We start from the raw sequence: 14,781 nt of genomic DNA, 5'->3' as shown, positions 1-14,781 counted from the left end.
ACAACCGCCAATTATCGGGGACGAATCTAAGACTCGCGCGGGTTTTGGCGAGGCTTAGATTCGAGGGCTGAGACCGCTCTTTGGCTCAGGCCGGCCAGCGCAGCTAACCTAGCCGCTTACCGGAATCGACCGTTTACGCAAATCTCACTTCACAAACTAAACAGAAAAATGCTTACGCTAGACACAAACGACAACAAAAAACGACAGCCAACATAAAAGTTAGCTGTCGTTTTGGTGTTAAGCAATGATTAACTATGCTTCAGGATCCTTCTTCGAGCGCCGCTTCAGTAAATGATGTGATTGACGCGGTTTCTTAGCTGGTAAGGTAATGGTGAGTTTACCAACTGCGGTGACGATGATTGGGAGGATCAAGTTGAAGATGATGGCGGTGAAGCCAACGATTAAGCCGGCTTGGGTCAGTGGGTTAAACCCGGTGGTAAAGAGAACCAAGCAGAGGACTAGGATTGCAAACAGGTAATGACGAACGGTTTGCCCAAGGGCAGTGATGCCTGGTAATAACCAGTCAAGCATTGGTTCGTCGTTAAACCGGTAGCTTAGCCCAAGTTCGACTAATTGGTAGGTGCCTAAAACAATAACGGGCACGAACGCAATCAGTGGCACTTGCCAGTTGAAGTCGGCGTCACCAGTCATGAAGTGGTTGGTGAGTTGCGCTAATTGGAAACTAGCGCCAAATGACAGGCCGTAAGCCATCAACCAGTAGAGTGGTTGGAGAACGGAACGGCTGATTAAGGCAACCATGAACAGCAAAACGCCAACGATGAGGGCGGTTAAGCCAATCGCATTATCCTTGATGGACTGACGAATCGTATCTTGAACAACGGGTTGACCCGTGTAAGCGATGGTTGCGCCAGCTAATGAAGTACCTTGAAGTTGCGTATTCACCTCTTGTTGTAAGTGTTCAAGGGTTGCTGAAGGGTTCTTAGCAGCCGCTGAATCGGTGAGGTAAACCGTTAACTTGGTGGTCTTGTAGTTTTGGCTGGTGTTTGATAACAGTGATTGTTGGAACTGCATGCTGGTCAGTTGTTCTGGCGTGATGTAGTAAACCTTCGCTGCATCGGAAGCTTGTAAGGCGGTCAAATAACTGTAGATGTCCGTATAGGATTTGATCAAGCCACCCAGACTCGTGCTGGACTTCTTCAAACTAGTTTCGATTGCGGATAACTGAGTTGCATAGCCGGAAACGTTGCTTTGAACGCTGGACGTTTCGGACTGTGATGTGCTGACTTGGTTACCCAAAGCGCGCATGTTTGAGGAAACGGTCTGCAATTGCGTGTTGATCAGGCTTAACAACCGTTGGTAACGACGAACCTTAGCGGAAGCCGTGGATTGTTGTGAAACGCTAGCCCGACCCGCAATTTGAGAAACCTGTGACTCAACCGTGCTGGTATCAGAGGATAACTGGTCAGCCCGGCTGACTAACGTATCGATCTTATCAGCTTCTTCGGCTAATTTAACGGCACTTAAATCACTGCGGTTACTCTTTAATTCAGTTTGGATGGTGCTGAGTTGATCCGTAGCACCCTTTAAACTCATGTTCATGTTGTTGAGTTGGTTGTTCACGTAGTACTCGTTGATTGGTTGCCCGTTAGGCTGAGTCAATGAGGTGACGCTGGCAACGCCTGACATGGATTGTAACTTAGTGGTTAAGTTATCCAGTTGCAGTAGGGCGCGTTCGTTATCGACCCGATCAGTACTTTGAACGTAAATGGTGACGGGGGTTGCGGTGCCTTCACCAAAGTGGGCGTTAAGCACGCGCATCCCGGTAACGGCTTGGTTATTCGCTGGCACCGTTTTGGCTGCCGAGAAGTTCAAGTTGTTGCGGTACACAAATGCAAATGGCCCAACGATGTACAGCACAGCAATGATCGCAACGAATGGTTGCCAGAGACCGAAACGGCCAAGGCGGTTCCAAAGTTGGTGTTCAGATGCGCTGTTATCAACTGCTGGCCAGAAGAAGCGTTCGCCGAGTAGTGATAAGAAAATCGGTGCAATGGTCAGACTGCCAAGAACCGTAATGATCGTGACAATGGCGAGACCGGACATGGCGCGCAACGTCGAGAATTTGAATAACCAGAAGCCCGCAAAAATCAGGGTAAGGATGAGACAAATCATCCCGAGGAAGTACCGGTTATCACGGATACTTGCGGTTGTTGCTTCCCGAGGTGAATCGCCAGCTTCAAGGTGTTGCTTGAAGGCTCTAAATAAGTAGAAGTGACCAAGCGTACCAAGAATCAAGGTTAGCATCAGCATTAATAATGGCATGTACTCGGAGTACGGGAAGTTTGCTCGGGTGACGAGGTTGTTAACTAAGCCCATGGAAACGGCGTACATCATCAACATCGACAGGGTGGAGATCAGTGGGGCAATCAGGGACTTAAAGATGATCCCGATGATCAATAGGCTTAAAATAAAGCCAACGATGGTGGCGATATTCGTTGCCTGACTAATCTTTTCGTTTGAGGCATCGTTGATAATTTCTGGACTCGTGACGTAGGTGTTAAGTCCGTTCGTCTTAACCTGATTCTGGAGTTGTTGGGTTAAGACCCGTAAATCGCCCTGGTTGCGATCTAATGCCAGTTGCACGATCTCAGTCGATTGATCTTTAGAATAGAACTGGCTCTTGGCCGTTGGGTTCGTTTCTAAAGTCTGAATCGACTTAATCCCGTACAACTTCTCCTTATCAGTTAACCGTTGAACAGTTTTATCGATACTTAACTGTTGAGCGGTGGTCAGTTTACCGCTGGGGTTGTTGAAGACAGCCGTCACGTTGTATGTACCGGAAATGTTGCGTCCCCAGTTGTTTTGAATCGCTCGAGACACCATTGGCTGACTAGTATTCGACAGCTGAGGCTGGCCGTATTCTTGAATCAAACTCGTTGTATTTGGCATCATCACAATTGCGACAAAAATCGCAATTAGCCAAACCAACAATGAAAAGATTCGGTTTTCGTGTAAACTGCGTATCCGCTCTCTCATTGCATAAAATCTCCCTTAAAACGTCACCAAAATTCGGCGCACAGATATATTCCTCTATTTTAACATAGCTTTTTCAATCATAGCGGGTGATTTCACGCTTTTTTAGATTAAATTTGGACCGGGTATGCCAGTGACGAATCACATTAGTGTCAATATGCCCCAAAGTTGGGTATAGTTAATGATTGCAGTCGGTCGAAAGTGACCGAACGAGTTATGATTAAGAAAGGATGTTTGACTATGTCATCATCGTACCAAAGTCCCTATGCGGCGTTAAATACCGATCAACGGTTTGCGACCGCGCTGAAGTTAGCAACTCAGTATCACCTAGATGTCAGCGAAGTGATGTTTACGTACCTGAAGGTGGCAGAACCGGAACTACGTCAACATCCAAACGCCGCGGGAATTCCCGATAAGGTTCAACGGCGAATTGACGCTCAATTTGAACAGACGTTGAAGGCCTTGCAGTCAAAGGAGTCTTAGCTATGTGTACCAGTATTTACCAAATTGCGTTAGATGGCAGTCATGTGCTTGGGCGGACCATGGATTGGCACGCTTTGGGTGCGGCACCGGTGTTTGTGCCAAGAAACCACGCTTGGCGGTCCGTTTTTGACGATCACCAATACCATAACCGTTATGCCATGATCGGTAGTGGCGGGGCGCACGACGATGAAATTGATATTTCGGATGGTGTAAACGAGTATGGGTTAAGTGTGCAGAAACTGACCTTTACGAATGGCGCCTTGTTTGACCAGATTGCCGATCCGAACCGCACTTCGTTAGCCCCGTTTGAATTGCCATTCTATCTGTTAGGCAACTTTAAATCAGTTGCCGAGATCGAAGCACACCTGCCAGAACTACAGATGATGAGTGGTGAAAACGCGGTGCACCAGTACGGCTATCCAGAATTGCATTTCGTTGCCACGGATCCAACTGGGCGCATTGTGGCCATCGAAACGTCGCACCAACCCTTAAAAATGATTGAAAACCCACTCGGTATTTTGACCAATGCGTTTGATTTTAAACGTCAGATTCGGCAACTCGACAACTACATGACGCTGACCGAAGCCTTTAAAGCGGGGCAGGTGCCGTTAAATACACCCCGGGTCAGTACCGGGAGTTTTTCGGGTAAGAAGGTGCCGTTGGGGTCATATACCCCAGGGTCTCGATTTATCCGAGCGGCCTACTACAAGGAACGCGTTGACCAACCCGCCAACGAGGATGAAGCAGTCGTGAGCGTCTGGCATTTATTGAACAGTGTCAGCGTACCCAAGAGCACTGATTATCAACACACCTACACTGTTTACCGGTCAGCAGTGAGCTTGGAAACGCGGACGTACTACTACGAGCCGTATAACCGGCTGGGCTTGTTGAAGTTACAGCTGACGGATGAGATGTTAGACTGGACGGAACCGCATTTTTACGGGACTGGGGATCAGTTGCATACGGAAACGTTAGCTTAGGGTTGTCCGTAAGAATTTGCTAAGTTGTCACGCCATATTTTGCCTATTATCCTCAAATTCGGTAAACTATGAGGTGAAGTGTCTGATGGTGCAATTAAAGGCACCTAATCTAGAAAACCGAATGATGAGGAGTTAACCAAAGTGGCCAAAAAACGGCGACGAAAAAAGTCGAATCAACAGGGGACGGCAACGCTTATTTTTGTGTTGGTGCTATTAGTGATTGGTGGCGGTTTCGGTGGCAAATACTTGATGAACCGAGTATTTGACCATCAGTCAACTCAGACGACCACCCAGACTGAAACGCTAAGTCCCGAACAAAAACGACAACGTAAATTTATCTATAAAATGGCCAAGCCAGCGATGCAGGTGTACAAGAAAAATCACCAGGTACTCCCAAGCATCGTAGTGGCACAGGCCATCATTGAATCCAACTGGGGCCAGTCGCAACTGTTCCAACAGGCGGATAATCCGTTTGGCATGAAGGGCAGCTATAATGGCAACACCAAGCTGTTTCCAACCAAGGAATACGTCAACGGTAAGGAGGTCACAATCAACGCCTACTTCCGGGTATATCCAAGTCTGGCAGCGGCCATCTTAGACCACGATGCGGTAGTGAGCCAGCAGTTCCTACCAAGCGGCACGACAAACTACCGAACGGCGGCAAAGTACCTCCAGACGAATGGTTATGCGACGGATCCGAATTATGCTGATAAGTTGATTAATGTGATTAGTGGGTATAATTTGGCTAGGTTTGATGAATAGAGAGCGAAACAAAACGCTTTGAGAGTGGAGTATAAGGGCACCTAAGCAGTACTGGCCGGACTTTGGCCAGTACTGCTTAGGTGCCCTTATATGCAACTCTCAGTTTTGTTTCGCTCATTTCGGCGCAGGCTAATTAAGGTGGTAACGTCAACAAACTTCAAAATGTCATCGATTAGCGCCAACTAAAGCCCAAGTGGCGCCGAAAATAAGTAGCAGCAATGAGCGCCGCCGCAAGCACGCAAAGGTAGTAAAAAGCCTTCCCGGTCTGTGGCCAGTACTGCTTAGGTGCCCTTATATGCAAGGCTCAGTTTTGTTTCGCTCATTTCGGCGCAGGCTAATCAAGGTGGTTACGTTAACAGGCTTCAAAAGGTTAACGGTTAGCGCCAACTAAAGCCAGTGGCGCCGAAAATAAGTAGCAGCAATGAGCGTCGCCGAAAGCACTCAGAAGTAGTAAAAAGTCTTCCTGATTTTGACCAGTATGACCTGAACGGCCTGATAAGCAACTCTTATCTTTACACAGCCCGTTTCAGCATCAATCCCCCACATTTCCACAACCTAACGCCATTCCATAAAATTCCCCATTCCTACGCACGCATCACTTGTCATCTCCCCGCCAAATCTGTATGATGTAACTAGCTTAGAGACACAAGAGATTGGAGAGATGGTAGAAGATTGTTCGACTTAATCGGGAAACTTTATGGTCCCTTTTTTGATGGTCATAACTGGGCAACGGTCGTCACGTCTGGTAGTGATTGGCTGATTATTTTTTCGCTGGTGTTGATCGAGTGTTTACTCTCAGTAGATAATGCGGTGGTGTTAGCGGCGCAGACGCAAGCGTTGCCCACTAAAGAATTGCGCGAAAAGTCCCTGTTTTACGGGATTTGGGGCGCTTATATTTTCCGCTTTTTAATTATTGGGATTGGGACTTACTTGATTCATTTTTGGGAAATCAAGGTGCTTGGCGCGCTGTACCTGCTGTTTTTAACCTTTCAGTATTTCTCAAAAACCCGGGTTAAGCACACTCGGAAACTGGTCACTGAGAAGAAACGGGTCATTCCGATATTTTGGTCGGTGGTGATTCAGATTGAGTTGATGGATATCATCTTCTCAATCGACTCGGTGTTGGCGTCATTAGCGGTTTCAGCGAACCCCGTAATCGTCCTGATTGGTGGGATGATTGGGATCCTCGCAATGCGTGGAATCGCTGAAATGATCATGAAACTTATGCGCATCATTCCAGAATTGGAACCGATGGCCTACGCGTTGATTGCGTTGATTGCCATCAAACTATTTTTAAGTATTCCGATGATCGATATTGAAATTCCGGCGGCGATTTTTGGCCTCATCGTATTGGGTGCCATTATCGTCACGCTGGTGATCCACTACACTAAAAAAGCACGAAAGGGTAAGGCGATAACGAATGGCAACGACGATCACAAAGGATAATTTAGCGACCGAGACCCAGGACGGGCTAGTGTTGGTTGATTTTTGGGCTTCTTGGTGTGCGCCTTGTAAAATGATGGATCCGGTCCTTGAACAGTTGGAAGACGACTACGGCGATCGGATCAAATTTGGCAAACTCAACGTTGAGGATAACCAAGACCTCGCAATGAACTACAAGGTCATGAGTATTCCCAGCTTAGTGTTATTCCGGGATGGCAAGGCCGTTGAAAAGGTAACCGGCTTGTATCCAAAGGAAAAGTTAGCGGCGTACCTTGACCGCAAACTTGCCGCTGAATAAGTCAGGAGGCTGTTCGAAATGAAAATCGGGTTTATTGGAACGGGTGTCATGGGTGCCGCAATCGCTCAGCATTTATTGGATGCTGGTCACGAGGTTGCGGTGTATAATCGCACTAAGGCGAAGACGGATCAGTTGGTTGCTAACGGCGCAACTTGGTTGGCAACGCCGGCAGAAGTGGCTAAATTTGCTGAAATTACGTTCTCCATGGTGGGCTATCCTGCTGATGTGGAGGAAATTTATTTCGGTGACAAGGGTATTTTCCGGGAAATAACGACTGGCAAAATCGTAGTAGATATGACTACGAGTACACCATCGTTAGCGGAAAAAATCGCCGTTGTCGCTAAGCAACTTGGCGCAACTGCATTGGACGCTCCGGTTTCTGGTGGTGATATTGGCGCAAAGAACGCCACGTTGACCGTCATGGTCGGTGGTGACCAAGCCAGTTTTGACCGGGTAAAGCCACTGTTTGAACTCATGGGTAAACAGATCCACCTTTTCGGCGGGCCGGGGAAGGGCCAGCATACGAAGATGGCGAACCAGATTATGATTGCTGGGACTATGACCGGCTTGACTGAAATGTTGGTTTATGCGAAGGCAGCTGATTTACCATTGACTGACGTGTTGACCACGTTAAGTAGCGGTGGCGCTGATAACTGGAGTATGGACAACTACGTGCCACGGATTCTAAAGGGTGATTACACCCCAGGCTTCTTCGCAAAGCACTTCCTCAAAGATCTCCGAATCGCATTGGACGAAGCGGAACGGATGGATCTTGACTTACCCGCTACTAAACTGGCTAAGCAACTTTATCAGACAATGGTGGATGATAAGGGCTTGGGCGATGATGGTACGCAAGGCTTGATTAAACTTTACGAACAGAAATGATTTGACGGCATCGTTACGACTGACTGATAGTTGTGATGGTGCTTTTTTTGTCGCCTTGCATGCAGCTCTCAGTCTCGCGCAGCACCATTCGGCGTGGTGGCCAGAAAGCGCGTGGTTGACAAGTCCCTGCAATGTCAGGAACCCTAGAAATGACAGTTTAAGTGGCGCCGAATTTTGTAGCCTGAGAGCGCTGATTTTTATGCGGCTTTGGCGAGCGAAGCGACGACAAACAGCCGACATTCACCATACACCCAACACTCACGCCGGACACAAACGAAAGCAAAAAACGGGACACGATTTTTTAACCTAATCGTGTCCCGTTTATTAATTAGCTAGTTTAACAATCTATTCCTTCAAATCTGAAAAGAACCCGTAAAGCTGTTCCTTAGTCAAACGTTGCTTCTCTTCGCCAGCAACGTCGTAAGTAATGCGGCCATCGCCAATTACGATCAACCGGTTACCATAAGTGATGGCATCATCCAAATGGTGGGTGATCATCAAGCAGGTTAGCTTTTGGTCGATGATGCGTTCGTTAGTGGTCGTCATCAGTTGTTGTGACGTTTTGGGATCCAAGGCGGCGGTGTGTTCGTCCAGTAAGAGAATATCTGGCCGGCGCAACGTTGCCATCAGGAAACTTAAGGCTTGGCGTTGACCACCGGAAAGGTTGCCGGTAGGGGTGTTTAACCGCTCGTTTAAGCCGTTGCCCATACCCGCAGTGAGTTCTTCGAATTCCGCCATGGATTGCTTGAGGTGGCGGGGCATCAAGTGTCGTTTTTCGCCACGCTTAGTTGCTAGCAACAAGTTTTCGGCAACGGTCATCCGTGGGGCCGTCCCCAACTTAGGATCTTGGAAGACCCGGCTTAAGAAGCGCGTGCGCTTTTCTTCTGATTCGTGAACGATGGATTTGCCACGCAGTAAGATATCGCCTGAATCGGCGGGTAGGTTACCGGCGATGGTGTTGAACAGGGTGGATTTACCAGCCCCGTTTGACCCTAACACCGTAATGAAGTCGCCTTCGTTGATGGTTAGGTTTAAGTCCTTCAGCAACGTGATTTCTTCAGGGGTGTTGCGGTTCACCTTAGTGACAACGTGTTTGAGTTCTAAAATTGGCTTACTCATCGATCGATACCCCCCGTTTGATGACGTGTTTGAGGTTGAAGACGTTGCGGAAGACTGGCACCATCATGCATAGGGCCAAGACCACTGACGAGAAGAGCTTCAAGTCGTTGGTGTTGAAGCCGAGACGCAAGACGACCAGTAACACGAACCGGTAGAGAATCGAGCCTAAGGTCACAGCAACCAAACGTTGGTTCATGGTTAGTTCGCCAAATGCGACTTCGCCAATGATGATCGATGCCAGCGCGATAACGATGACCCCAATCCCCATGTTAACGTCGGCATAACCGTCGTTTTGGGCAACTAAGGCACCCCCGAGGCCAATGACCCCGTTAGAAACCATCAGGCCCATGATCTTCATGTTATCGGTTTTGATCCCGAGTGACCGGGCCATCTTTTCGTTATCACCGGTGGCGATGAACGCTTGACCAAGGTCGGTTTGCAGGAAGTAGATCAACACTAATGTCAGTAGCGCAATGACGATCATTCCGAGGACAACACTGTCAAAATACATTGGCAATGACTGGAGGAATGCGCCCTTCAACAAGGTTGGCTTATCCAACAGAGTTAAGTTTGACCGACCCATGATCCGTAAATTGATCGAGTAGGCGGCGGTCATGACTAAGATTCCGGCTAACAGAATCGGAATTTTCCCCTTGGTGTACAGTAGGCCGGTGGCAAGTCCACACAGCATCCCAACGCCAATGGCCATGATGGTTGCCCAGAATGGGTTAATGCCGTGATTAATGGCAGCCACACAGGTTGCAGCCCCCATTGGGAAAGTGCCTTCAACGGTCATATCGGGGAAATCTAAAATTCTAAAGGTTAAAAACAGGCCCAGACCAAGGGTTGCCCACAACAAGCCTTGCCCGATAGCGGAAACGCCTAATCCAATACTCATTTAATGATTTCTCCCTTCTGTTGGGCTTCCTTCACGAGTGAAGCAGGGAAGGTAATACCCAGTTTTTTAGCTTCTTGTTGGTTGAGGATCAGGTCCCCATGTTTGATGTAGTGAATTGGGGTGGTAGCTGGTTTCTTACCATCTAAGATATCAGCGGTCATTTCACCGGTGATCACACCAAGTTTATATTGATTGATACTGTAAGTAGCCAAACCACCGCTCTTTACCATCGTATCAACGGCTGGGAAAACGGGCACCTTAGCAGCGTTGGCATTTTTAACCAAGGTCTGCATGGCTGAGGCCACCGTGTTATCAGTTGGTACGTAGACGGCGTCAACCCCTGAGACCATTTGTTGAGACACTTGGTCCACGTCGTTGGTGTTCGAAATTGAATAGGCCTTTAACGTAATGTTTTCCTGTGCGCAAAGTGCTTTGAACTGCTTGTACTGCGCAACGGCGGAATCATCGCTAGAAGTATAGAAGATTCCCAGCGTTTTCATGTTTGGCATTACCTTTTTGATCAGACCAAGTTGTTCTTTCAGTGGTGCTTGATCGGAAACCCCGGTGATGTTGTGGCCGGGACGTTTATTGTTTTTAACTAACCCAGCGCCCTTAGGATCGGTAACGGCCCCAAGCACGATTGGAATCTTAGAAGTCGCGTTAGCCAAGGCTTGTGCTGATGGGGTGGCGATCCCGATGACCGCGTCCGCATTTTCATTCACGAACCGGTTACTCATGGTCATTAGGTTACTCTGATCATTTTGGGCGTTTTGGAAATCAATCTTAACGTCCTTACCTGGCGTGTAGCCCTTTTCCTTCAGGCCGTGCAAGATTCCGTGATGAATCGCATCCAGCGCGGGGTGAGACATTAATTGTAAAATACCAACGGTGGGTTTACCGACCCGAGCCGTTTTGTTGTCGCCACCTTCTTGAACAAACGCAAATCCAAGAAAGACTAGAATGACGGCAATAAGTGCGTATAGTCGCTTCATAATCATTCGACTCCTTACTATAATAAATAAATTTAACCAACGAAAAAGGCGACTTCCATGCAGAAGTCGCCTTTGGTCGGAGCGACGAGCATGGTTAGTCATGCTGCGTCACTCGCATTACAAAGTCACCGGCATGGACACGTATTGAACATGAGCTCAAACCGCATCCGAAGTAGCAGTTTGATTACCGGCTTTGCCAAGTATTCAGTTGAGTGGTTGACTTAGTCATGCGAATTTCCTCCGTTGTGAATAGCTCAATTATACGCAAGAAGTCCCATTCTCGCAACCGATTTTGTTGAAGCGATGAATAAGCGCGGTTAAATGTGACCGGGTATCATCTAAATTATTAACCAGCAAGCCAGCGAATGGCAGAATTAAACACTCGAGTGAAATGGTTAAAGTTGACTACGGGCACGGGGGATTGCGTGTATTTGTCATGATGAAAAGGTGATAGAAATAATCTATCACGAACGATGCTATTGGCTAAAGGCGTCTTGGCGACTCGCTTGACCGTTAAGTTAAAATGTGATAGATTAACATACAATTAAAACATTATGAGTCGATGACGAGAAGAGTACCCAAGGTTGAACCATCAAGAGAGCTTTTGGTTGGTGAGAAGAAGCGGTTGACCGCGGGGAAGATGATCTCAGAGAATGGTACGGTCGTAACGGCTAGTACCACGGTGGCAACCGATACCTTGCAACGTATAATTGTACGTAGAGGTTTTAGCGATTTCGCTAAAGCGAAGATGGGTGGTACCACGGTAAAGCGTCCCTAGTTGTTGAAGAACAACTAGGGATTTTTTTGTCGACATACAAACGCATAAGGAGGACATGCAGATGACAGTGATTTTGAAAAATGGCTTTTTGAAGCAACAACAGTCGTTGGCGACCAGTCACAATGGTCAAACAGTTAAGGTTTTGGTTGTTAACTTAATGCCAAATAAATTAGAAACAGAACGTCAATTTGCCGGTTTATTTTCAAAACTCGCTGTTGATGTTGAATTGACCTTTGCGCGGATGGCGACCCACCAAAGCAAACATACCTCAGAGGCCGATTTAAACCGCGATTACGTCACTTTAGCGGACATTGAAGATCAAACCTTTGACGGCATGGTTGTCACTGGGGCGCCAGTCGAGGAAATGACGTTCGAAAGCGTGGACTACTGGTCCGAATTCGAACAGCTCCTGGACTGGCGTGAAACTCACGTGCGTCGCTCAATTTTGGAATGCTGGGCTGCTCAAGCCGGCTTGTACTACGACTTCGGCATCAAGAAACACCCAACGTCAGCCAAATTATTCGGCGTGTACCGTTGCCAAATTTTGACGGACTCACCACTCACTAAGGGTTTCAAGCAACTCTCAATGCCCCAATCACGGCACGCCACCCTTGGTGAAATCGATGACCCAGACGTCACCGTCCTTGCCAGTGATCCTGAAGCTGGCCCAATCGTCCTAGATGCTGCCAAAACCGCAAGTACTTACGTGAGCGGGCACCCGGAATATGAAACTAACACGTTGTTTAACGAATTTCACCGCGACCGGCTTAAGGGCCTGCCAATTCAACTGCCTAAGAACTACTTCTCTGCCGCTATTCCAGCCAACACTTGGCAGCAGGATAGCGTTCAGCTTTACAATAACTGGGTTGCTGAGTTGAAGCGGGTTGCTTTAGAAGCTTAATTGAATGATACATTGTGAGACTGTCTTTTACGGATGGTCTTTTTTTGTTGTCGTTTGTGAAACGATTCTGGTTTTGTATGGTGGGAGGATGCCGCGGGAGACTCCGGCGCTATGCGGAGCTGGAACGCAGTGGCTCGCTCCGGAGCTAGGAATGGGCAAAACCCGCCCATGCCGGATCTCCTCCGTCTCGCGTATGACATAAGGCACTCGCACCCCGAACCCCACGGGGCACGACTGCCTAAGTCATACCGACACTGCTGAGTTCCGCGCGCCTCCGCCTCCCGCTACATGGTGCGCTGTCGTAGCCAGAATTGTGAACTGTTACATGCTGAAGTTGACGAAACTGCGTGGTGGCAACGTTGAACAGTAACTCAATAGCTACAGAAACGATTATGGTCGATGCTCAGTTGCCGGAATGAATCGACGATTGTGCCGCACAAAATTTGCCAGGCGTGTGTCACATTTGGGTGGATTTAACGTAGTTATGTTGACATTTAGCCTGCGCCAACTTAGGCGCTTGTCGAATCAACGTTGACCGTTACAATCCTGTAGCCAACCGTACAGTCAGGCACTTGAGATGTTCTACGATAGTACCGGATTGTGCAATGTGAGATGTAGGTAGTCAGCTAGGTGGATGCTGTGTCGCGATAATTGGTGGTTGTTGGCGATTTTCCAACAACTACCAATTATCGGGGACGAAGTTAAGACTCGCACGGGTTTTGGTGAGGCTTAACTTCGAGGCCTGAGACCGCCCTTTGGCTCAGGCCGGCCCCACAGCAGGAACCTGGCTGACTACCGGAATCGCAAGTTCACGCAAATCACCGTACTTCACAAACTGAACAGCATAATGCTTACGCTGGGCACAAGCAACAGTTAAAGAAATCTTAAGAATATCATTGGGTCCCCATCGCGAATACGTTATAATGGGACCGATACGAAGGTTGTATTTTGACCGATAGTTGCGTCTGGCAAGTCGGGGGAGTTGGCTGGACTAGGATCGAAATGAGTGCGCGACTGGGGTATAGCGCAGAGAACTTCGAGATACGAAGTTAGAAAGCGGGTTTTAGGAAATGCCAGAACAAGCAAAGACGTTGACGATTATTGTGCCATGTTTTAATGAACAGGAAGTTATTTTTGAAACGGCTAAGGAATTGTCGGCGATTGTAAATACAATGATTAAGAAGCAGCAGGTGAGTGATCAGAGTCGCATCCTGTTTGTAGATGACGGCAGTAAGGATACGACGTGGGACTGCATTCAGCAGTTGTCTGCCAGCAATCCACTCGCAACCGGTATCAAGTTTAGTCGGAACTTCGGTCACCAAAACGCCCTGATTGCGGGTTTAACGGTGGTTCAGGACCATACGGATATGGCGATTACGATCGATGCTGACCTGCAAGATGACGTGAACGTGATCCCTGACATGGTGGCTGAATATCATAAAGGGGCGCAGGTGGTTTACGGCGTTCGGAATAACCGGGAGACCGACACGTGGTTCAAGCGGCGCACAGCGATGGCCTTCTATGGTCTGATGAAGCGATTTGGCGTGGATATGGTGCCCAACCACGCCGATTACCGATTGTTGGGGCAGGTTGCCATCAAAGGGTTGTTAAAATACCGCGAGCGTAACCTCTTCCTCCGAGGCGTTGTACCACTTGTCGGCTACCCCAGCGCCAAGGTGTACTATGCGCGCAAGGAGCGGTACGCCGGTAAATCGAAGTATCCGTTACGCAAGATGCTGAATTTTGCTATCGATGGTATCTCATCGTTTTCAATTGCGCCGATTCGGGCGATTATGTATCTGGGGATGACAATCGTGTTGATGAGTATCGTGTTGATGGCCTATACGCTGGTACAACACGCCTTGGGCCACGTTAATGCTGGGTGGTCATCACTGATGATCTCCATTTGGTTCCTAGGTGGGGTTCAGCTGGTCTCGTTGAGTATCATTGGCGAATATGTCGGGAAGGTCTTCACCGAAGTTAAAGAACGGCCGCGGTTTGAAATTGAGACTGATTTGTATACGGCCCAGTTGCCAACGATAACGCATGCTAGTAGTCGCCACGCAAGCTAAGCCGGCCCTTTTCAAAGACTATGAAAGCGATAAACCGCTGAGTTAACGCGGTTTTCAAGTTCAGAGCAAATAAAAAAGCACAACGCGTTCGAAGAACGAGTTGTGCTTTTTCATGCTTGATGAACTACATTAGTAGTTATCATGGGTCTATTATACACCATAAACCGCAAACTAGA

Annotated in this window: 12 protein-coding genes and 1 other annotated feature; of the genes, 8 read left to right on the top strand and 4 right to left on the bottom strand. The window is 48.1% G+C overall.

What is annotated here, in order from left to right; genetic code table 11:
* Positions 1–252: 252 nt before the first annotated feature.
* A complete protein-coding gene (locus ACYVR3_RS13645) occupies positions 253–2,997 on the bottom strand; it encodes an MMPL family transporter (RefSeq protein WP_461244699.1) in 2,745 nt (914 codons plus the stop codon).
* A 237-nt stretch (positions 2,998–3,234) separates the two neighbouring features.
* Between ACYVR3_RS13645 and ACYVR3_RS13640 the strand changes: the two genes are divergently transcribed.
* From ACYVR3_RS13640 to ACYVR3_RS13615, 6 genes are all read left to right on the top strand, one after another.
* A complete protein-coding gene (locus ACYVR3_RS13640) occupies positions 3,235–3,477 on the top strand; it encodes a hypothetical protein (RefSeq protein ID WP_054733757.1) in 243 nt (80 codons plus the stop codon).
* 2 nt (positions 3,478–3,479) lie between these two features.
* Positions 3,480–4,457 (top strand): linear amide C-N hydrolase, encoded by a 978-nt coding sequence (locus ACYVR3_RS13635; protein WP_461244698.1) that lies wholly within the window; start codon positions 3,480–3,482, stop codon positions 4,455–4,457.
* A 141-nt stretch (positions 4,458–4,598) separates the two neighbouring features.
* Positions 4,599–5,219 carry a glycoside hydrolase family 73 protein gene (locus ACYVR3_RS13630; RefSeq protein WP_461244697.1) on the top strand — a complete coding sequence of 207 codons (621 nt, stop codon included), beginning with the start codon at positions 4,599–4,601 and terminating at the stop codon, positions 5,217–5,219.
* Between the two features lie 672 nt (positions 5,220–5,891).
* A complete protein-coding gene (locus tag ACYVR3_RS13625) occupies positions 5,892–6,665 on the top strand; it encodes a TerC family protein (RefSeq protein WP_461244696.1) in 774 nt (257 codons plus the stop codon).
* Positions 6,640–6,960, top strand: a complete 321-nt coding sequence (trxA, locus tag ACYVR3_RS13620) for a thioredoxin (RefSeq protein ID WP_054733765.1) — start codon at positions 6,640–6,642, stop codon at positions 6,958–6,960. Before ACYVR3_RS13625 ends, trxA begins: the two co-directional genes overlap by 26 nt.
* Before the next feature lie 18 nt (positions 6,961–6,978).
* On the top strand, positions 6,979–7,845 hold the full coding sequence (locus ACYVR3_RS13615; RefSeq protein ID WP_461244695.1) for an NAD(P)-dependent oxidoreductase: 867 nt from the start codon (positions 6,979–6,981) through the stop codon (positions 7,843–7,845).
* Between the two features lie 345 nt (positions 7,846–8,190).
* On the opposite strand, the gene ACYVR3_RS13610 is transcribed toward ACYVR3_RS13615, so the two are convergent.
* From ACYVR3_RS13610 to trpX, 3 genes are read right to left on the bottom strand one after another with little or no spacing between them, the layout of a single operon-like run.
* Positions 8,191–8,964 (bottom strand): ABC transporter ATP-binding protein, encoded by a 774-nt coding sequence (locus ACYVR3_RS13610; protein ID WP_054733771.1) that lies wholly within the window; start codon positions 8,962–8,964, stop codon positions 8,191–8,193.
* Positions 8,957–9,856 (bottom strand): ABC transporter permease, encoded by a 900-nt coding sequence (locus tag ACYVR3_RS13605; protein ID WP_057151835.1) that lies wholly within the window; start codon positions 9,854–9,856, stop codon positions 8,957–8,959. The genes ACYVR3_RS13610 and ACYVR3_RS13605 overlap by 8 nt, the downstream gene beginning before the upstream one ends.
* A gap of 2 nt (positions 9,857–9,858) precedes the next feature.
* Entirely contained in the window at positions 9,859–10,854 is a 996-nt protein-coding gene (gene trpX, locus ACYVR3_RS13600) for a tryptophan ABC transporter substrate-binding protein (RefSeq protein WP_461244694.1), read from the bottom strand.
* Positions 10,855–11,407: 553 nt separating this feature from the next.
* Positions 11,408–11,633: a binding site (T-box leader), on the top strand.
* A gap of 60 nt (positions 11,634–11,693) precedes the next feature.
* Here trpX and ACYVR3_RS13595 point away from each other — a divergent pair.
* Positions 11,694–12,533, top strand: coding sequence for a homoserine O-acetyltransferase/O-succinyltransferase family protein (locus ACYVR3_RS13595; protein ID WP_461244693.1), 840 nt, complete (start codon positions 11,694–11,696; stop codon positions 12,531–12,533).
* 1,070 nt (positions 12,534–13,603) lie between these two features.
* The gene (locus tag ACYVR3_RS13590; RefSeq protein WP_461244692.1) at positions 13,604–14,605 is read left to right on the top strand and encodes a glycosyltransferase family 2 protein; all 1,002 of its coding nucleotides are present in this window, start codon (positions 13,604–13,606) and stop codon (positions 14,603–14,605) included.
* Positions 14,606–14,781: the final 176 nt, after the last annotated feature.

The sequence above is a fragment of the Secundilactobacillus muriivasis genome, from assembly GCF_054785195.1.
The sequence above is the reverse complement of the archived record's forward strand: the minus strand, read 5'-3'. Positions and strand labels throughout refer to the sequence as shown.

Excerpts from the sequence above, each read along its gene's own strand:
- ACYVR3_RS13645 (WP_461244699.1), bottom strand. The coding sequence starts at position 2,997 with ATGAGAGAGCGGATACGCAGTTTACACGAAAACCGAATCTTTTCATTG.
- ACYVR3_RS13615 (WP_461244695.1), top strand. The coding sequence starts at position 6,979 with ATGAAAATCGGGTTTATTGGAACGGGTGTCATGGGTGCCGCAATCGCT.
- trpX (WP_461244694.1), bottom strand. The coding sequence starts at position 10,854 with ATGAAGCGACTATACGCACTTATTGCCGTCATTCTAGTCTTTCTTGGA.
- ACYVR3_RS13590 (WP_461244692.1), top strand. The coding sequence starts at position 13,604 with ATGCCAGAACAAGCAAAGACGTTGACGATTATTGTGCCATGTTTTAAT.
- ACYVR3_RS13610 (WP_054733771.1), bottom strand. The coding sequence starts at position 8,964 with ATGAGTAAGCCAATTTTAGAACTCAAACACGTTGTCACTAAGGTGAAC.
- ACYVR3_RS13640 (WP_054733757.1), top strand. The coding sequence starts at position 3,235 with ATGTCATCATCGTACCAAAGTCCCTATGCGGCGTTAAATACCGATCAA.
- ACYVR3_RS13595 (WP_461244693.1), top strand. The coding sequence starts at position 11,694 with ATGACAGTGATTTTGAAAAATGGCTTTTTGAAGCAACAACAGTCGTTG.
- ACYVR3_RS13635 (WP_461244698.1), top strand. The coding sequence starts at position 3,480 with ATGTGTACCAGTATTTACCAAATTGCGTTAGATGGCAGTCATGTGCTT.
- trxA (WP_054733765.1), top strand. The coding sequence starts at position 6,640 with ATGGCAACGACGATCACAAAGGATAATTTAGCGACCGAGACCCAGGAC.